Annotated in this window: 16 protein-coding genes; 3 read left to right on the top strand and 13 right to left on the bottom strand. The window is 64.7% G+C overall.

All coding sequences use genetic code 11. The features are described from left to right. Positions 1 to 26: 26 nt before the first annotated feature. From rfaD to gyrA, 13 genes are all read right to left on the bottom strand, one after another. The gene (gene rfaD / locus VCS63_RS10790) at positions 27 to 1,016 is read right to left on the bottom strand and encodes an ADP-glyceromanno-heptose 6-epimerase (protein WP_076815691.1); all 990 of its coding nucleotides are present in this window, start codon (positions 1,014 to 1,016) and stop codon (positions 27 to 29) included. Continuing rightward, positions 1,013 to 1,954 carry a D-glycero-beta-D-manno-heptose-7-phosphate kinase gene (gene rfaE1, locus VCS63_RS10785; protein WP_063641749.1) on the bottom strand — a complete coding sequence of 314 codons (942 nt, stop codon included), beginning with the start codon at positions 1,952 to 1,954 and terminating at the stop codon, positions 1,013 to 1,015. The genes rfaD and rfaE1 overlap by 4 nt, the downstream gene beginning before the upstream one ends. After that, positions 1,951 to 3,165, bottom strand: coding sequence for a lipopolysaccharide assembly protein LapB (lapB, locus tag VCS63_RS10780; protein WP_042792526.1), 1,215 nt, complete (start codon positions 3,163 to 3,165; stop codon positions 1,951 to 1,953). The genes rfaE1 and lapB overlap by 4 nt, the downstream gene beginning before the upstream one ends. A 56-nt stretch (positions 3,166 to 3,221) precedes the next feature. After that, positions 3,222 to 3,536: a LapA family protein gene (locus VCS63_RS10775; RefSeq protein ID WP_042792525.1), complete on the bottom strand. Its 315-nt coding sequence runs from the start codon at positions 3,534 to 3,536 to the stop codon at positions 3,222 to 3,224. Between the two features lie 139 nt (positions 3,537 to 3,675). Continuing rightward, positions 3,676 to 4,035, bottom strand: coding sequence for an integration host factor subunit beta (locus VCS63_RS10770; protein ID WP_013392394.1), 360 nt, complete (start codon positions 4,033 to 4,035; stop codon positions 3,676 to 3,678). Between the two features lie 3 nt (positions 4,036 to 4,038). After that, on the bottom strand, positions 4,039 to 5,751 hold the full coding sequence (gene rpsA / locus VCS63_RS10765) for a 30S ribosomal protein S1 (RefSeq protein ID WP_026382780.1): 1,713 nt from the start codon (positions 5,749 to 5,751) through the stop codon (positions 4,039 to 4,041). A gap of 195 nt (positions 5,752 to 5,946) precedes the next feature. Further along, positions 5,947 to 6,636 (bottom strand): (d)CMP kinase, encoded by a 690-nt coding sequence (cmk, locus tag VCS63_RS10760; RefSeq protein ID WP_063641757.1) that lies wholly within the window; start codon positions 6,634 to 6,636, stop codon positions 5,947 to 5,949. A 13-nt stretch (positions 6,637 to 6,649) separates the two neighbouring features. After that, on the bottom strand, positions 6,650 to 7,972 hold the full coding sequence (gene aroA / locus VCS63_RS10755) for a 3-phosphoshikimate 1-carboxyvinyltransferase (RefSeq protein WP_323879681.1): 1,323 nt from the start codon (positions 7,970 to 7,972) through the stop codon (positions 6,650 to 6,652). Positions 7,973 to 7,977: 5 nt separating this feature from the next. Beyond that, a complete protein-coding gene (locus VCS63_RS10750) occupies positions 7,978 to 8,880 on the bottom strand; it encodes a prephenate dehydrogenase (RefSeq protein WP_042792524.1) in 903 nt (300 codons plus the stop codon). Next, positions 8,877 to 9,998 (bottom strand): histidinol-phosphate transaminase, encoded by a 1,122-nt coding sequence (gene hisC, locus VCS63_RS10745; RefSeq protein WP_063959889.1) that lies wholly within the window; start codon positions 9,996 to 9,998, stop codon positions 8,877 to 8,879. The genes VCS63_RS10750 and hisC overlap by 4 nt, the downstream gene beginning before the upstream one ends. An 11-nt stretch (positions 9,999 to 10,009) precedes the next feature. Further along, positions 10,010 to 11,095: a prephenate dehydratase gene (pheA, locus tag VCS63_RS10740; protein WP_042792522.1), complete on the bottom strand. Its 1,086-nt coding sequence runs from the start codon at positions 11,093 to 11,095 to the stop codon at positions 10,010 to 10,012. Then, positions 11,088 to 12,218: a 3-phosphoserine/phosphohydroxythreonine transaminase gene (gene serC / locus VCS63_RS10735; protein WP_042792521.1), complete on the bottom strand. Its 1,131-nt coding sequence runs from the start codon at positions 12,216 to 12,218 to the stop codon at positions 11,088 to 11,090. Before serC ends, pheA begins: the two co-directional genes overlap by 8 nt. Continuing rightward, positions 12,218 to 14,887: a DNA gyrase subunit A gene (gene gyrA, locus VCS63_RS10730; protein ID WP_042792520.1), complete on the bottom strand. Its 2,670-nt coding sequence runs from the start codon at positions 14,885 to 14,887 to the stop codon at positions 12,218 to 12,220. The genes serC and gyrA overlap by 1 nt, the downstream gene beginning before the upstream one ends. Positions 14,888 to 15,301: 414 nt before the next feature. Between gyrA and ompA the strand changes: the two genes are divergently transcribed. From ompA to VCS63_RS10715, 3 genes are all read left to right on the top strand, one after another. Continuing rightward, positions 15,302 to 15,883: an outer membrane protein OmpA gene (gene ompA / locus VCS63_RS10725; RefSeq protein ID WP_042792519.1), complete on the top strand. Its 582-nt coding sequence runs from the start codon at positions 15,302 to 15,304 to the stop codon at positions 15,881 to 15,883. 156 nt (positions 15,884 to 16,039) lie between these two features. Further along, entirely contained in the window at positions 16,040 to 16,768 is a 729-nt protein-coding gene (gene ubiG, locus VCS63_RS10720; RefSeq protein WP_063641766.1) for a bifunctional 2-polyprenyl-6-hydroxyphenol methylase/3-demethylubiquinol 3-O-methyltransferase UbiG, read from the top strand. Further along, a complete protein-coding gene (locus VCS63_RS10715; RefSeq protein WP_323879675.1) occupies positions 16,765 to 17,439 on the top strand; it encodes an HAD-IA family hydrolase in 675 nt (224 codons plus the stop codon). The genes ubiG and VCS63_RS10715 overlap by 4 nt, the downstream gene beginning before the upstream one ends. Positions 17,440 to 17,559 lie beyond the last annotated feature (120 nt).

The raw sequence follows: 17,559 nt of genomic DNA, 5'->3' as shown, positions 1-17,559 counted from the left end.
TCGCGGCGCTGGCCGCCCGTGTCTCTTTACTTGCGGGCGCGCCAATAGCGCACGTACTCCGTCACCCCGGTGCGCACGTCGCGCATCGGTGCCTGGAAGCCCGCCGCGCGCAGGCGCGTGACATCGGCCTGCGTATAGCTCTGGTAGCGGCCTTTCAGATCGTCCGGGAACGGGATGTAGCGGATGAGATCCAGCTCGACCAATTGCGCAAGCGTCAGCTCGGATTCGCCGCGCTCGCTGCGCAGCGCATTGACTACGCCAGCCGCCACATCGTTGAACGGCTGCGCCCGGCCGGTGCCGCAGTTGAAAATGCCCGACTGCTCCGGATGGTCCAGGAAATGCAGGTTGACGGCCACCACGTCCTCGACGGAGATGAAGTCGCGACTCTGGCCGCCATCCACATAACCGTCCCAGCCCGCGAACAGGCGCACGTGTCCGTGCTCCAGGAACTGGTTCATATTGTGGAACGCCACCGAGGCCATGCGGCCCTTGTGCTGTTCGTGCGGGCCATAGACGTTGAAGTAGCGCAATCCCACGACTTGTGCCGTCAGGCTGTCCATGCGCTGGCGCAGGACCTGGTCGAACAGCAGTTTGGAATAGCCGTAGACGTTGAGCGGGCCTTCATTCGCCGGATCTTCCACGTAGATCGACGAACCGCCGTAGACCGCCGCCGACGAGGCGTACAGGAACGGAATGCGGCGTGCCTGGCAAAACTCGAACAGCTCCAGCGTGACACGGTAGTTGTTATCGAGCATGTAGCGGCCATTGCGCTCGGTCGTGTCCGAGCAGGCGCCCTGATGCAGCACGGCTCGCACTTCGCGCAGGCTGCCGTCAAGGATTCGGCGGCGGAAGTCGTCCTTGTCCATGTAGTCCGCGATCTGGCAATCGACCAGATTGACGAACTTGTCGCCTTCGGTGAGGTCATCGACTGCGATGATGTCCTGGATACCGCGGCGGTTGAGTCCGCGCACCAGGTTGCTGCCTATGAAGCCCGCGGCTCCGGTAACGACGATCATGAGGATACTCCTGCCAATTCCGCGGCGGTGACGATGGAGGTGCCCAGCTTGCCCACGGCGATGCCCCCGGCCTTATTGGCCCAGCCCATCGCGTCGACCCACGGCAAGTCGATGGCTCGCGATACGGCCAGCGTCGCCAGCACGGTGTCGCCTGCGCCGGACACGTCGAACACTTCATGCGCCTGCGCATCGATGTGATCGCGCCCCGCGTCGGTAAACAAAGTCATGCCTTGCTCGGACCGCGTCACGAGCAAGGCTTCCAGATCCAGGTCGGCGCGCAGGCGCTGCGCCCGACTGGTAAGTTCGGCCTCGGAATTCCAGCGGCCCACGGCCTCCTGCATCTCCGAGCGATTGGGGGTGACCAGGGTAGCGCCGCGATAACGGGTGTAATCGTGGCCCTTGGGATCCACCAGCACCGGGACCCCGGCGCTACGAGCCAGGGCAATCAGCGATTCGACCCGCGCCAGCACACCCTTGGCATAGTCGGACAGCACGACGATGTCATGGTTGGCCAGATGGCGGGCAAAGGCCGCATCCACGTTGTCCAATGCCGCCTGCGCGGGATGCTGCTCGAAATCCACGCGCAACAACTGCTGCTGGCGGCCCAACACGCGCATTTTCAGCGTGGTGTGCAGGGACGGATCGGCGATCAGCTCGGTCTGTATGCTGGCTTCGGTGGACAAACGCCTGACGCTGTCGCCTGCCTCGTCTTCGCCCAGCACGCCTACCAGGGTCACGTGGCCGCCCAGGGCCGCCACGTTGCGCGCGACGTTGGCGGCGCCTCCCAGGCGGTCTTCGCGGCGCGCGACGCGCACCACGGGAACCGGCGCTTCTGGCGAAATGCGTTCGACTTCGCCGAACCAGTAACGGTCCAGCATGACGTCGCCCACCACGAGGACACGGCTATGCGAAATGGCTTCGGCGGGAAAAGAGTTCATTCAAGTTCTTCCAGACGGCGCGGCGCATAGGTTTCCCAGGCATTGCAGCCGGGACATTGCCAGTAAAAGCGACGCGCCTGAAAACCGCAACTGCGGCATGCGTAGCGATCCAGCCGCTGCGTATGCTTGTGGATCAGGCTGCGCAACAGCGTCAGGTCGGCGCCGGGCACGGGACCTTGCTCGACGCTACCTTCCGAATTGGCCAGTTCGGCCTCCAGCAGGCGGTCCAGCCCCAGGAGCGATGGGTGGCTGCGCAATGCGTTGCGGGCGAACGCCCACGAAGGCGAAGCGCCTTTCTGGACGCGGAGTTCGCGAAACAGCACATTGAAAAGGTCCAGCGAGGCATGGCGCTCGTACTGCTTCTGCAACACGTCGAGCCCGGCTTCCTCCTGGTTGGCCGCGCGGTAGTTGGCCAGGACCTGTTCGGCCACCAGGCCGGCATACTCCGGAGCGTCGGTCATGATCGACTCCAGATACAGCCTCTCGCGCTTGGGATCCTGCTCGATCAAGGCCAGGCGGGCGCGCAGCATGGCGGTGCGGACCATGGCCCCCTTGCCCGAACCGGGATCGATGGTCGACAGCGCATGGTCGGCGGCATCCAGCGCCTTGTGGGCTGCGTCGATATCGGCGGGCTTGGCCGCCAATGCGGTCTGCGCCTGTTCGCAGTAGTAGTGCACGATCTGCGGCACGGGTTCGTCGACCAGGCCTTGCAGCGTCTTCACGGCTTCGATGGCGCGCGGCCAGTCGTGTTCCGATTCATAGATGCGGATCAGCGAACGCAGCGCGGGCAAGGCATAGCGGGTGTCCTTGAGCTGTTCGAAGCCGCTTTCGGCGCGGTCCAGCATGCCGGCCTTGAGGAAGTCCTGCGCCAGCTCGTGCTGCGCATGCTCGCGCTCGGCCGCAGGCAGATCGGAGCGGTTCAGTAGGCTTTGGTGCACGCGAATCGCGCGCTCCATCTCGCCCCGGCGCCGGAACAGGCTGCCAAGCGCAAAGTGCAGCTCGGTGGTTTCGGGGTCCAGCTTGGCCACTTCGACGAAGGCGTCGATGGCGCGATCCGGCTCCTCGTTGAGCAGGAAATTCAGCCCGCGGAAATAGGAGTCGGGCAGGCTGCGGGTTTCCCGCAGCATTTGCCGGATATCGAAGCGCGCGGCCAGCCAGCCCAGCGCGAACAATACCGGCACGAAAATCAACCACCAAGGTTCAAAATCCACTATGCGGGCTCTTGCGGTGTCAGTGCGGAAAAGGATTCAGGGCCGGCGCGTGCACATCACAGCGGCGACATCGGGGCAACGGCCTCCGGCGGCACGGCGGGCGTGGTGCCATTCACGGCGGCCTGCACGCGGTCCAGTTCGCGGCGCAGGCGCATGGCTTCACGGCGGCGGCGCATGGCGGCAGGCACGGTCAGCAGCAAGCCGAACAAGGCGCCCAACACGAACACGACCAGCATCACGACGATGAGCGGAACGTCCTGCACCACGTAATCGGCGTAGAACTTCACGGCGACCGGGTCCGTGTTTTTCAACGCAAACATCAATACTGCAACAAACACGAGCAATCGCAGGGCCCAGACAAGGTAGCGCATGGCGCATGCTCCAAAGAATTCGAGACTATCAATTGTAAGCGACGGATCCCGCCTGCCGCCAAAAAACAAAGCCCCTTGATTGCTCAAGGGGCCAGGTTTTCGGTCCGATCCGCCCGAAGGCGGCCTTTCAGCCGTGCCGTCAATGCATGGCGTGCAGACTCACCATCGACGGCATCGGTTCACTCGATCCAGAGGATTGAGCGTCCTCATCATTGCCGCCGGCCAAGTCCACCCGCTCGCGCAGTTCCTTGCCCGCCTTGAAGTGCGGCACCTGTTTTCCAGGCACCAGCACCTGTTCGCCGGATTTCGGATTGCGACCGATGCGGGGAGACCGCTGCGACAGTGAAAAGCTGCCAAAACCGCGGATCTCGATGCGCTGACCCGAGGCCAGGGCCTGGGTCATTGCGTCGAGCACGGTCTTGACCGCGTAATCGGTGTCGCGGGCGGCCAGCTGAGGATAGCGGGCCGCCAAGGCGGCGATCAGCTCCGACTTGGTCACGAATTAACCGTCGTTGCGCTGTTGGTCCAGCTTGGCCTTCAGCAGCGCGCCGAGGTTGGTGGTGCCGGACGAAGCGCTGGCGTCGGACATGCGCTGGATCGTTTCGGCGGTTTCGGCGTTGTCGCGAGCCTTGATCGACAGCTGGATCGAACGCGTCTTGCGGTCGATGTTGACGATCATGGCTTCGATGTTCTCGCCGGCGGTCAGAACGGTGGTGGCATCTTCGACGCGGCCCGAGGAGATCTCGGAAGCGCGCAGGTAGCCTTCGACGTCCACGGACAGCGTGACAACAGCGCCCTTGGCTTCGACGGACTTGATGGTGCCCGGAACAACGGCGCCCTTGTCGAAGGTGGCAACGAAGTTGTTGAAGGGGTCGCCTTCCAGCTGCTTGATGCCCAGCGAGATGCGTTCCTTGTCGGTATCGATGCCCAGAACCACGGCTTCGATCTCGTCGCCCTTCTTGAAGTTGCGCACGGCTTCTTCGCCGGTTTCCGTCCACGACAGGTCGGACAGGTGAACCAGGCCATCGATGCCGCCGGGCAGACCGACGAACACGCCGAAGTCGGTGATCGACTTGATGGCGCCGCGGACCTTGTCACCACGCTTGAAGTTGGTGGCGAACTCTTCCCACGGGTTCTGACGGCATTGCTTCATGCCCAGCGAGATGCGACGACGGTCTTCGTCGATTTCCAGGACCATGACTTCGACTTCTTCGCCCAGGGTCACGACCTTGCGCGGATCGACGTTCTTGTTGGTCCAGTCCATTTCGGAGACGTGCACCAGGCCTTCGATGCCGGCTTCGACTTCAACGAACGCGCCGTAGTCGGTCAGGTTGGTGACCTTGCCGAACAGGCGGGTGCCTTGCGGGTAGCGGCGAGCCAGGCCCACCCACGGATCTTCGCCCAGTTGCTTGACGCCCAGGGAGACGCGGCTCTTTTCCTGGTCGAACTTGAGCACCTTGGCTTCGACTTCCTGACCCACTTGCAGGACTTCGGAGGGGTGACGCACACGGCGCCAGGCCATGTCGGTGATGTGCAGCAGGCCGTCGATGCCGCCCAGGTCCACGAACGCGCCGTAGTCGGTGATGTTCTTGACCACGCCCTTGACCACAGCACCTTCGTGCAGGGTTTCGAGCAGCTTCTGGCGCTCTTCGCCCATGCTGGCTTCCAGCACCTGGCGACGCGACAGAACGACGTTGTTGCGCTTGCGGTCGAGCTTGATGACCTTGAATTCGAGGGTCTTGCCTTCGTACGGGGTGGTGTCCTTGACCGGACGCAGATCCACCAGCGAACCCGGCAGGAACGCGCGGATGCCGTTGGTCATGACGGTCAGGCCGCCCTTCACCTTGCCGGTGATGGTGCCGGTAACCAGCTCGCCGTTTTCCAGGGCCTTTTCCAGTTGCAGCCAGGCCGACAGGCGCTTGGCGCGGTCACGCGACAGGATGGTGTCGCCGTAGCCGTTTTCCAGGGAATCGATGGCCACCGAGACGAAATCGCCGGGTTGCACTTCGAGCTCGCCCTGGTCGTTCAGGAACTCTTCCAGGGGGATCAGCGCTTCGGACTTCAGGCCGGCGTTGACGACGACGAAATTGTGGTCGACGCGCACGACTTCGGCGCTGATGACCTCGCCGGACTTCATGTCCTGGCTCTTGAGGCTTTGTGCGAAAAGGTCGGCGAAGCTTTCGCCGCCGGTGGCGGTAGTGGAAACGGAAGACATGGGGTTGAAATCCATTGGGCCGAAATGGCCGTTAAAAACACACCGCAGCGGATTGCCCGCCACAGTGGAGTCAAAATACCTGCTTGCCGGTTTACCCTTGCGGGGTGTCCCGTGGGGGCTGCGCCTGGCGTGAACAGGGCCGATAAAAATAGAAAACCTGCGGAGGATTCGCGGGGAAAGTCCGGGACCTATACGTCAATCCGCGGCGGCGTTCTTCCAGAAATCCAGTATTGCCTGCACCGTTTCCGCAACCGTCAAATTGGACGAATCCAGCACGTGTGCATCTGCTGCGGGGGCCAAGGGAGCCGTAGTTCGCCCCATATCGCGGGCGTCCCGCTCGCGCATATCCCGCAGAAGGTCATCAAGATTAGCAGAAATTCCCTTTTCGATCAACTGCTTACAGCGCCTCTGCGCCCGCGCGACCACATCGGCCACCAGGAACACTTTCAGGGGCGCATCGGGAAACACCACCGTGCCCATGTCTCGGCCGTCCGCCACCAGCCCCGGCGCGAGCCGGAAGGCGCGCTGGCGCTCGAGCAGGGCCTGGCGCACGCCCGGGAAGGCCGCCACGCGCGAGGCGAAATTGCCGACTTCCTCGCGGCGGATTTCATGGCCGACTTCCACGCCCTCCAGGTAGACATGGGGACCTTCGAATCGCACATCGAGGGTCTCGGCCACGCGCGCCACGGCGGGCTCGTCTTCGGCGGACAAGCCACGGTTGAGCGCCGCCAAGGCGGTCAGGCGATAGAGAGCGCCGCTGTCGAGCACCGCCCACCCCAGCGCCTTGGCGACGCGGTGGGCCACCGTGCCCTTGCCGGACGCGGTGGGGCCGTCGATGGTGATGACAGGCACGACAGAGGAAATATCAGAGGGAATCGAAGTCATGGGCAATTCTTCGCTAGGCCGCTACCAGGCCCGCGTAAACATCAAAGTAACCCGGGAAGGTCTTGCTGACGCAGCCCGGATCGAGAATACGCACGGCCGCCGGCCCGAAAGCCGCAAGCGAGAAGCACATGGCCATGCGGTGGTCGTCCCAGGTGCCGATGTGGGCGTCGCGCCAGGCGTCCGGCGCCGGCGGCGTCACGCGCAGCCAATCCGGCCCCGATTCCACCTGGGCGCCCAGCTTTTCGAGCTCGGTTTGCATGGCATGGATGCGATCCGTTTCCTTGACGCGCCAACTGCCGATATTGCGCAGGCGGCACGGCCCGTCGGCGTACAGGGCCAGGGCGGCCGCGGTCATGGCGGCGTCCGGAATCAGGTTGAAATCGGTATCGAAGGCTTTCAGGCGTTCGCCCTGGGCGACCCGCGCGCCGGACACCTCGATCCAGTCGGGGCCGTAGGTCACCATGGCGCCCATGTCCGCCAGCGTGCCAGCAAAAGCGACGTCGCCCTGGATGCTGTCCGCCCCGACGCCAGTAACGCGCAGCGGTCCGCCGCCGATCGCACCCAGCGCCAGGAAATAGGATGCCGTGGAGGCGTCGCCCTCGACCGCGATCCGTCCCGGGCTGCGATAAGACGCCCCACCCTCGATGACGAAGCGGCTCCAGCCGTCGCGGCGGACCTGCACGCCGAAACGCGCCATCAGGTTCAGCGTGATCTCGATATAGGGCTTGGAGATGAGTTCGCCCAGCACCTCGATGGTGACGGGCTTGCCGCTGCGGCCCGCTTGCAGCGGCGCGGCCATCAGCAAGGCGGTCAGGAACTGGCTGGATACCGAGCCCTGCACGCGCGTGACCGCGTCCGCCGCGATGTCTCCGCGACCGATGCGCAGGGGCGGATAGCCGGGCTGGCCCAGGTAATCGATGCGCGCGCCCAGAGCATTCAGCGCGTCGACCAGATCACCGATGGGGCGCTCGTGCATGCGCGGCACGCCGGACAAACGGTAGTCGCCGCCCATGAGCGCCAGCGCGGCGGTCAGCGGACGGATCGCGGTGCCCGCATTGCCCATGAACAGGTCCGCGCCTTCCACGGGAAAACGCCGCACGCCTTGCACCGTGACGCTGCCCGCCTCCAGTTCCGATACCTGCACGCCCAACTGGCGCAGAGCGCCGAGCATGACGCGGGTGTCGTCGGAATCCAGCAATCCGGTGATGACCGTGGTGCCCTCGGCGATGGCGGAGAGCAGCAGCACGCGATTGGAAATGCTCTTGGAACCAGGCAAGGCGATCACGCCCCGCGCTTGCCGCACGCGCGGCAGATCGAGATAAGGCAAAGCGCCCATGTCAGCTACTCCTTGCGCCAGCCGCGGCGGGCGCGGGCCGCCGTGTCCAGCAACGTCAGCAACGCCGCGCCATCGCCCTCGGCAATGGCGCGCTCGGCACGATCCAGCACCGCGCGCACGTCAGCCAATTCGGCCAGCATTGCGTCACGGTTGGAAAGAAAGATGTCGCGCCACATCTCCGGCGAACCGGCGGCAATGCGCGTGAAGTCGCGAAAGCCGCTGCCCGCCAGCCCCAGGCGCGTCGGCGCGTCGGCGGCCTCGGCCACCTGAGCCATATAAACGGACGACAGTAGATGCGGCAAGTGGCTGACCGACGCCAGCACCCGATCATGGGCGTCGGCGTCCATGTCGATCACATCCGCTTCGCAAGCCTGCCAGGCGCGGCGCACCAGGTCCAGCGAGGGCGGCGCATTCTCGCCCAGAGGCGTCAGGATGACCGTGCGCTTGCGGTAAAGGCCGGCATCGGCGGCTTCGGGTCCGGTGCGCTCGGCGCCCGCGATGGGATGGCCTGGCACGAACTGCGCGACCCGGTCGCCCAAGGCGGCCCGCGCCGCGGCAACCACTTCAAGCTTGGTGCTGCCCGCATCGGTCAGCACGGTACCGGGGCGCAAATGCGCACGCATGCGTGCCAACGCGTCCGCCAGCCCGCCCACCGGCGTCGCCAGCAGGATCAGGTCGGCGCGCGCGGCCGCTTCCTCGGCGCTCGCGGCCTCGTCGATCAGGCCCAACTCAATGGCGCGCGCCAGGGATTGCGCATTGCGCCCTACCCCCAGCACCCGGCCGACCTGCCCGGCGCGGCGCAAGGCTGCGGCGAAGGATCCGCCGATCAGACCCACCCCCACGACGGCCAATACAGGAATCAGGGGGCCGGCGGCCCCCTGATCGGATTTCGGTGACGCGTCGTTCATGCGGAAAGAATGGCAGTCAAGGCGTCGATGAATCGCTCGTTTTCCTGCGGCAGCCCGATGGAGACCCGCAGCCACTCCGGCAAGCCGTCGCCGGCGACCGGACGCACGATCACGCCTCGCTTGAGCAGTTCAAGGTTGATGCGCGGGGCGTCGCCCACATGCACCAGCACGAAATTGCCGTAGCTGGGCACGTAGCGCAGCTTCAGGCGTTCGAACGCGGCGCACAGTTGCGCCTTGCCCGCCTTGTTGGAGGCGTAGGCCTCTTCCAGATAGGCCGCATCGCGCAGCGCGGCGATGGCCGCGGCCTGCGCCAGCGTGTTGACGTTGAACGGCTGACGCACGCGGTTCAGCAGGTCGGTCAGGGCAGGCTGCGCGACCGCGAAGCCCACACGCAGGCCCGCTAGGCCATAAGCCTTGGAGAACGTGCGCGACACGATCAGGTTCGGGTAGCGGCGCACCAGGGCGGTGCTGTCGAAGCGGAACTCGGGATCGAGATATTCGTTGTAGGCCTCGTCCAGCACAACCGTCACGCGATCGCCATGGGCGGCATGAACGCGCTCCAGGAAGGCCGCGATCTGGTCACCCGGCACGAACGTGCCCGTCGGGTTGTTCGGGTTGGCGATGAACAGCAGCCGCGTGTCGTCGGCGATGGCATCGAACATCGCGTCCAGGTCATGGCCGTAGTCCTTGGCCGGCACCACGATGTGGCGCGCGCCGCGCGCCTGCGTGGCCAGGCGGTAGACGGCGAACGAATGCTGTGCGTAGACGGCCGACACGCCCGGCTCCAGCAGCGCCAGCGCCGCGATTTCCAGGATGTCGTTGGAGCCGTTGCCCAGCGTGACCCAGTTCATCGGCACGCCGTAGCGCTCGGCCAGCGCGGCCTTCAGGTCAAAGCCATTGGGATCCGGATAGCGGGCCAGCGACTCGGCCGCGGCCAGCATGGCTGCGCGCGCGGACTTGGGCATGCCCAGCGGGTTTTCGTTGGACGCCAGCTTGACGATGCCGGCGGGATCCAGCCCGAATTCGCGGGCCAGTTCTTCGATGGGCTTGCCCGCCTGGTAGGGCGCAATGGCGCTGACGTGCGCGGGAGCAACGAGGGGCTTGGATGCGGTGGTCATGTCGGAGGGACTCACGGCGCCGGGTAGGAACCCAGCACTTTCAGGTAGGCAACCTGCGCCTGCAAGGCGGCCAGGGCGCGTTCGACGTTCGGATCATTGCGGTGACCCAGGACGTCCACATAGAAATAGTATTCCCACTGGCCGGTGCGGGCGGGCCGCGACTCGAAGCGCGTCATGGACACGCCGTTGGCCGCCAGCGGCGCCAGCATTTCGTAGACGGCGCCCGCGCGGTTGGGCACCGCCAGGATCAGGCTGGTCTTGTCTTTGCCGCTGACCAGCGGTTCGATATTGCCGATCGCCAGGAAGCGCGTGCGGTTGTGCGGATCGTCCTGGATGCCCGCGGCGACAATCTGCAGGTTCCAGGCGGGCGCCGCCACCTCGCCGGCAATGGCCGCGATGCTCGGATCGGCCGCCGCCGCGCGAGCAGCCTCGGAATTGCTGGACGCGGCCACGCGCGCCACGTCGGGGTAGTTGCGCGTGAGCCAGCCCTGGCATTGGGCCAGCGCCTGCGGGTGCGCGGAAATCGTCTTGATCCCGTCCATGCTGCCGGACTGCGACATCAGGCAATGGCGGATGACGAGCGAACGCTCGCCCAGGATCTTCAGCGGCGTATTCAGCAGCAGGTCCAGGCTGCGGTTGACCGCGCCTTCGGTGGAATTCTCGACCGGGACCATGCCCACGTCGGCCTGCCCCGCTTCGACGGCGCGGAAGACCTCATCAAAGGATGCGCATGGCAGTTTCTGCACGGCGTGGCCGAAATGCTCCTGCGCGGCCTGCTCCGAGAACGAGCCTTGCGGCCCCAGGAAGGCGACCGTCATGCCGCGTTCCAGGCCCCGGCAGGCGGAGATGATTTCGGTCCAAACCGCCGCCACGCCGGCATTCGGAAACGGGCCGGGATTGGTCTGCTGCAGGCGGCGGATCACGTCGGCTTCGCGCTCGGGACGCAGAACTGGGCCGTCGGCGTTCGCGGCATGCTTGACCTCGCCCACTTCCAGCGCGGCGCTCGCGCGCTGCGTCAGGAGGTCGAGGATCTGAGCGTCCAGCGCATCGATGCGCTGGCGCAGGGGAAGCAGCTTGCGCTGCAGATCGTCATCCATAGCGACGCTCGAATTCCTTGAGGTACTCGACCAGCGCCGCGACTCCAGCAAGGGGCACGGCGTTGTAGATGGAGGCACGCATGCCGCCCACGCTCTTATGGCCCTTGAGCTGCGTCAGGCCGGCCGCGTCCGCGCCTTGCAGGAAGGCATCGTTGAGCGATTCGTCGTGCAACACGAACGGCACGTTCATGCGCGAGCGCACGGGCGCGTGGATGGGATTGCGGTAGAAACTGGTGCTGTCCAGGTAGCCGTAGAGCAGATCGGCCTTGGCCTTGTTCGCCGCTTCCATGCCGGCGACGCCGCCATTCGCCTTGACCCACTTGAACACCAGTCCTGCGACGTAGATGGCAAAGGTGGGCGGCGTGTTGTAGCGCGAATGCTCCGCGGCCACGTTGGCGTAATCGAACGCGGACGGGCAGATCGGCAAAGCGTGGCCGATGAGATCGCGGCGCGCGATGACCATGGTCACACCCGCCGGGCCGGCGTTCTTCTGCGCGCCGGCATACAGCATGCCGCAACGCGTCACGTCCATGGGACGCGACAGGAAGTGCGAGGACGCATCGACGACCAGCGGCACGTCGGGCGCGCCCAGCGCGGCGGTATCGGGCCAATCCATGAACTCGACGCCACCGATGGTTTCGTTGCTGCACAGGTGCAGATAGGCCGATTCCGGCCGCACCTGCCAGGAGTCGACGGGCGGCACCCAGGTCAGCGGCGCCTGCTCGCGGCCGTCCAGCTGGATGGCTTGGTCGCTGCTCGCTGCCACATGGGTGCTGCCGTAGCGGCCGGCTTCCTTGTACGAACGCTTGGACCAATGGCCCGTCACGACGAAATCAGCCGCCGGCGTGCCGCGGCGTCCCATGAGGTTCATGGGAACGATGGCGTTTTCCCCGGAACCGCCGCCTTGCATGAACATGATGGCGTAATCCGCCGGCAGTCCCAGCAAGTCGCGCAGGTCGGACTCGGCTTCATCGCAGATCTGCACGAAATGCTTGCCGCGATGGCTCATTTCCATCACGGACATGCCGCTGCCGTGCCAGTCCAGCATTTCTGCAGCGGCTTGCTGCAGCACCACCTCGGGCAAGGCCGAGGGGCCTGCCGAGAAGTTCCAGGGGCGGGCCATTATTGCTCCGTAGGTTCCGTCGAATCCGTCGAGTCCGCTGCGCCGTTGTCGTCGCCGCCATCCGCATCCTGGCCGTCATCGCCCAGGTCGCTGTCATCGTCCGCGTCGCTTTCCACGACACGGCGCACGCCGGACAGCGAGCTGCCGTCGTCGACGTTGATGAGCGTGACGCCTTGCGTGGCGCGGCCCATTTCGCGGATTTCGGAGACGCGGGTGCGCACCAGCACGCCGCCGGTCGTGATCAGCATGATCTCGTCCGAAGGCATGACCAGCACGGCGCCGACGACCTTGCCGTTGCGCGAGCTGGTCTGGATCGCGATCATGCCCTTGGTGCCGCGGCCGTGGCGCGTGTACTCGGTGATCGGGGTGCGCTTGCCGTAGCCGTTTTCAGTGGCCGTCAGCACGCTTTGCGTTTCATCGCCAGCCACGAGCAGCGCGATGACGGTCTGGGAGTCTTCCAGCATCATGCCGCGCACGCCGCGGGCGTTGCGGCCCATCGGGCGCACATCGTTTTCGTCGAAGCGCACAGCCTTGCCTGCGTCCGAGAACAGCATGACGTCATGCTGGCCGTCGGTGAGGTCGGCGCCGATCAGGTAGTCGCCATCGTCCAGGTCCACGGCGATGATGCCGGCCTTGCGCGGATTGGAGAAGTCGGACAGCGGGGTCTTCTTGACCGTGCCGCGCGAGGTCGCCATGAAGACGTAGTGGTCTTCGCTGAATTCCTTGACCGGCAACACCACGGTGATCTTCTCGCCTTCGGCCAACGGGAACATGTTGACGATGGGCTTGCCGCGCGAGTTGCGCGTGCCTTGCGGCACTTCCCAGACCTTGAGCCAGTAGACGCGGCCGCGGTTGGAGAAGCACAACAGGAAGTCGTGCGTGTTGGCGATGAACAACTGGTCGATCCAGTCGTTTTCCTTCATGGCCGTGGCCTGCTTGCCGCGTCCGCCGCGCTTCTGCGAACGGTACTCGGACAAGGGCTGGCTCTTGATGTAGCCGCCGTGCGACAGCGTCACGACCATGTCGGTCGGCGTGATCAGGTCTTCGGTGTCGAGCTCGGTGGCGTTGAGTTCGATTTCCGAACGGCGCGTGTCCTTGGCGCCGGTGGAGAACTCCGCCTTGATGGCCTGCAGCTCTTCGCCAATGATCGTGGTGATGCGCTCAGGGCGCGCCAGGATGTCCAGCAGGTCGGCGATGGTGGACATGATGTCCTTGTATTCGCCGACGATCTTGTCCTGCTCCAGCCCGGTCAGGCGTTGCAGGCGCATGTTCAGGATTTCCTGGGCCTGGGTATCGCTCAGGCGGTACATGCCGTCGCCCTGGAGGCCGAACTCGGCGCCCAGGTCGTCCGGACGGAAGGCCGCGCGGCCTCCCGGCGTGTCGCCATCGGCGCGCGACAGCATTTCGCGTACCAGCGACGAGTCCCAGGACTTCGCCATCAGTTCCTGGCGCGCGACCGGCGGGGTCGGCGCCGCCTTGATGATGGCGATGAAATCGTCGATGTTGGCCAGCGCGACGGCCAGGCCTTCCAGCACGTGGCCGCGTTCGCGGGCCTTGCGCAGCTGGAACACCGTGCGGCGCGTGACCACTTCCCTGCGGTGCTGCAGGAAGTAATCGATCATCTGCTTCAGGTTGAGCAGGCGGGGCTGGCCATCGACCAGCGCCACCAGGTTCATCCCGAAGGTATCCTGCAGCTGGGTATTCTTGTACAGGTTATTCAGCACCACTTCGGGCACTTCGCCGCGCTTGAGCTCGATGACCAGGCGCATGCCGTCCTTGTCGGACTCGTCCCGGATATCGGAGATGCCTTCGATCTTCTTGTCGTTGACCAGCTCGGCGATGCGTTCCTGCAGCGTCTTCTTGTTGACCTGGTAGGGAATCGCGTCGACCACGATGGCCTGGCGATTGCCCTTCTCCATGTCCTCGAAGTGGGTCTTGGCGCGCATGATGACGCGGCCGCGACCGGTGCGGTAGCCTTCGCGCACGCCGGACATGCCGTAAATGACGCCGCCGGTGGGGAAATCGGGGGCCGGGATGAGCTCCATGAGCTCATCGACCGAGCAGCCCGGATTGCGCAGGCAGTACAGGCAGCCGTCGACCACTTCCTGGAGGTTGTGGGGCGGAATGTTGGTGGCCATGCCCACCGCGATCCCGGAGCTGCCGTTGACCAGCAGGTTGGGCAGGCGCGAGGGCAGCAGCAGCGGTTCTTGCTCGCTGCCGTCGTAGTTGGGGCCGAAGTCCACCGTTTCCTGGTCGATGTCGGCCAGCAGTTCGTGGGCGATCTTGGCCAGGCGGATTTCGGTGTAACGCATCGCCGCGGCGTTATCGCCGTCGATCGAGCCGAAGTTGCCCTGGCCGTCGACCAGCATGTAGCGCATGGAGAAATCCTGCGCCATGCGGACGATGGTGTCGTAGACGGACTGGTCGCCGTGGGGGTGGTATTTACCGATGACGTCCCCGACGATACGCGCGGACTTCTTATAGGCGCGGTTCCAGTCGTTGTTCAGTTCGTGCATCGCGTAGAGCACGCGCCGGTGGACAGGCTTGAGGCCGTCCCGCACATCCGGTAGCGCCCGCCCTACGATCACGCTCATTGCGTAATCGAGGTAACTGCGGCGCATCTCTTCTTCCAGCGATACCGGAAGCGTCTCCTTGGCAAAGGAATCCATATATATAACGACAGAATCGTGTAAGGAGGAACCCGGGCCGGGTAAACAGGAAATTCTATCATCCGATTCCCGGAGCGGTCAGAAGGGCCTCCCGAAGTGGCCGCTTGGCGGACCGGACCGAAAGACATGAAGAGGTGGCCGACGTTGCGCGCGGCCGCGTCCTGCGGGCCTGTTGTCAAAAACCAACATGGAAAACCGATGGAGTGCCGAAAACGTCATATCCAGCACCAATGCGCCTCTCCAGGGAAGCCAAAGCCCCCCAAATGCCTTAAGATTGTTTCCAGCACGCAGGAAACCCAGTAGCTATTCCTTTGAACCAGCTCTTGGCGTTGCTATACTGGCCCCGTTTTCCTGATATGCGGCGGGGGTTCGCTGCGAGTCACTTATCCAGCTTCAAGCTCAACGAGGAGAAACATGAACAAACCCTCCAAATTCGCTCTGGCGCTCGCCTTCGCCGCCGTCACGGCCTCTGGTGTAGCTTCCGCGCAAACCGTGGACAACTGGCGCAACCCGTTCGGTGACGTTTGGAAGAACGGCACGAACGAACTGTGCTGGCGCGATGCTTTCTGGACCCCGGCCACCGGCATCCCCGGCTGCGACGGCGTTCCGGTTGCACAACAGAAGGCGAAGCCGGCCCCGATGGCGGCCAAGGTCGTGTTCAATGCTGACACGTTCTTCGACTTCGACAAGTCGACGCTGAAGCCCGAAGGCCGTCAGCTGCTGGACCAAGTCGCCCAGCAAGCTCGCGGTATCGACCTCGAAACCATCATTGCTGTGGGCCACACCGACTCGATCGGTACCGAAGCCTACAACCAGAAGCTGTCCGAGCGCCGCGCCGCTTCGGTCAAGTCCTACCTGGTCAGCAAGGGTATCGACCCGAACCGTATCTACACGGAAGGCAAGGGTGAGCTGAACCCGATCGCTTCCAACAAGACGAAGGAAGGCCGCGCCCAAAACCGTCGCGTTGAGATCGAAATCGTGGGTAGCCGCAAGTAATTGCTGGACTAGCTACAATAAGGGGGCCTCGCATAGCGAGGCCCTTTTTTTCGCCGGCCACGCACCAAACCGGTGCAGAGCCGTGACCCTCCCCTCGCCTGGCGCGACGGTCCTCTATATATAGAGTCATAGAGTCGCCTTACGCTGAACCTGCCCATGACTACGCAAACTCACGACACCGCCCGCCCCGCCATCAACGCCGATCAGGCTGAACTGGATAAGTTCGGCGCCCTGGCCAGCCGTTGGTGGGACCCCGAAAGCGAGTTCAAGCCCCTGCATGCCATCAATCCGCTGCGGCTGGAATGGATCCAGGAATGCGCGGGCAGCCTGGCGGGCAAGCGGGTGCTGGACGTGGGCTGCGGCGGTGGCATCCTGTCCGAAGCCATGGCGCGCGGCGGCGCGGAAGTCACCGGCATCGACCTGGCCGACAAATCCCTGAAGGTGGCTCGCCTGCACGGCCTGGAATCGGGCGTGAAAGTCGAGTACCGCAAGGTTCCCGTCGAGGAACTCGCGGCGGAACAACCAGGTCACTATGACGTGGTGACCTGCATGGAAATGCTGGAACACGTGCCCGATCCGGCTTCGATCGTGCGCGCCTGCTCGACCCTGGTCAAACCCGGCGGCTGGGTGTTCTTTTCCACCTTGAACCGCAATCCCAAGTCCTTCCTGTTTGCCATCGTGGGTGCCGAGTACGTCCTGCGCCTGTTGCCGCGCGGCACGCACAGCTATGACCAATTCATCAAACCCAGCGAACTGTCGGCGGCCGCCCGCGGCGCCAACCTCGAACCGGTGAGCATGCGCGGGATGGAATACAACCCGATTACCCAGATCTATACCCTGTCGTCCGATACCTCGGTCAATTACCTGATGGCTACCCGCAAATGAGCGCCCTGATTCTGTTCGACTTCGACGGCACGCTGGCCGACACCGCCCCCGACCTGGCCGCCGCGGCAAACCGCCAGCGCACCCGCAAGGGCCTGGAACCGATGCCTTACGAGGCCTTGCGCCCGGTTGCGTCCCAAGGCGCTCGCGGGCTGCTGCGGGTGGCGCTGGACTTGAAGCCCGGCGACGCCGATTACGAACCCACCCGGCTGCAGTTCCTGGAAGATTACGCCGCCGGCTCGACGGTCCACAGCAAGCTGTTTCCCGGCATCGAGGCCCTGCTGGCGGACATCCGCGGCCGCGGCCTGTCTTGGGGCATCGTGACCAACAAGGTCACCTATCTGACCCTGCCCATCCTGGAATACCTGGACCTGACGCGCAATAGCGCGGTCCTGGTCTGCGGCGACACGACCGCGCACGCCAAGCCGCACCCCTTGCCTCTGCAACATGCCGCGCGTGAAGCCGGCTTCGCCATCGACCGCTGCGTCTATGTGGGCGACGACCTGCGCGACATCCAGGCCGCGCACGCGGCGGGCATGCCCGCCGTTGCGGCCGCCTATGGCTACGTCGGCGAAGACGACAACATCACTACCTGGGAAGCGGAAACCTGCGCCAACTCACCGGAGGAACTCTGGTCGGCCATCCAGCCCTTGCTGCCCAGCGACCTGCGCTAAGCCTTGCCGGACGGGTCGCCCCGCGGCCCGTTCCCCCTCCGATTGTTCGCCAACCATTAGTTGAGTTGCTCGAACAATCTTTCCGAAGCCAGGGCCTTTATCCTGCATCCGAAGTCACTT

The organism is Achromobacter sp. D10, assembly GCF_035282245.1.
GTDB classification, from domain to species: domain Bacteria; phylum Pseudomonadota; class Gammaproteobacteria; order Burkholderiales; family Burkholderiaceae_B; genus Achromobacter; species Achromobacter insolitus.
This window is presented reverse-complemented; position numbering and strand designations above follow the sequence as displayed.

Bases quoted from the DNA above. Each gene is read 5' to 3' on its own strand.
- rfaD (WP_076815691.1), bottom strand. From the start codon at position 1,016: ATGATCGTCGTTACCGGAGCCGCGGGCTTCATAGGCAGCAACCTGGTG.
- rfaE1 (WP_063641749.1), bottom strand. From the start codon at position 1,954: ATGAACTCTTTTCCCGCCGAAGCCATTTCGCATAGCCGTGTCCTCGTG.
- VCS63_RS10775 (WP_042792525.1), bottom strand. From the start codon at position 3,536: ATGCGCTACCTTGTCTGGGCCCTGCGATTGCTCGTGTTTGTTGCAGTA.
- rpsA (WP_026382780.1), bottom strand. From the start codon at position 5,751: ATGTCTTCCGTTTCCACTACCGCCACCGGCGGCGAAAGCTTCGCCGAC.
- cmk (WP_063641757.1), bottom strand. From the start codon at position 6,636: ATGACTTCGATTCCCTCTGATATTTCCTCTGTCGTGCCTGTCATCACC.
- aroA (WP_323879681.1), bottom strand. From the start codon at position 7,972: ATGGGCGCTTTGCCTTATCTCGATCTGCCGCGCGTGCGGCAAGCGCGG.
- VCS63_RS10750 (WP_042792524.1), bottom strand. From the start codon at position 8,880: ATGAACGACGCGTCACCGAAATCCGATCAGGGGGCCGCCGGCCCCCTG.
- hisC (WP_063959889.1), bottom strand. From the start codon at position 9,998: ATGACCACCGCATCCAAGCCCCTCGTTGCTCCCGCGCACGTCAGCGCC.
- pheA (WP_042792522.1), bottom strand. From the start codon at position 11,095: ATGGATGACGATCTGCAGCGCAAGCTGCTTCCCCTGCGCCAGCGCATC.
- serC (WP_042792521.1), bottom strand. From the start codon at position 12,218: ATGGCCCGCCCCTGGAACTTCTCGGCAGGCCCCTCGGCCTTGCCCGAG.
- gyrA (WP_042792520.1), bottom strand. From the start codon at position 14,887: ATGGATTCCTTTGCCAAGGAGACGCTTCCGGTATCGCTGGAAGAAGAG.
- ompA (WP_042792519.1), top strand. From the start codon at position 15,302: ATGAACAAACCCTCCAAATTCGCTCTGGCGCTCGCCTTCGCCGCCGTC.
- ubiG (WP_063641766.1), top strand. From the start codon at position 16,040: ATGACTACGCAAACTCACGACACCGCCCGCCCCGCCATCAACGCCGAT.
- VCS63_RS10715 (WP_323879675.1), top strand. From the start codon at position 16,765: ATGAGCGCCCTGATTCTGTTCGACTTCGACGGCACGCTGGCCGACACC.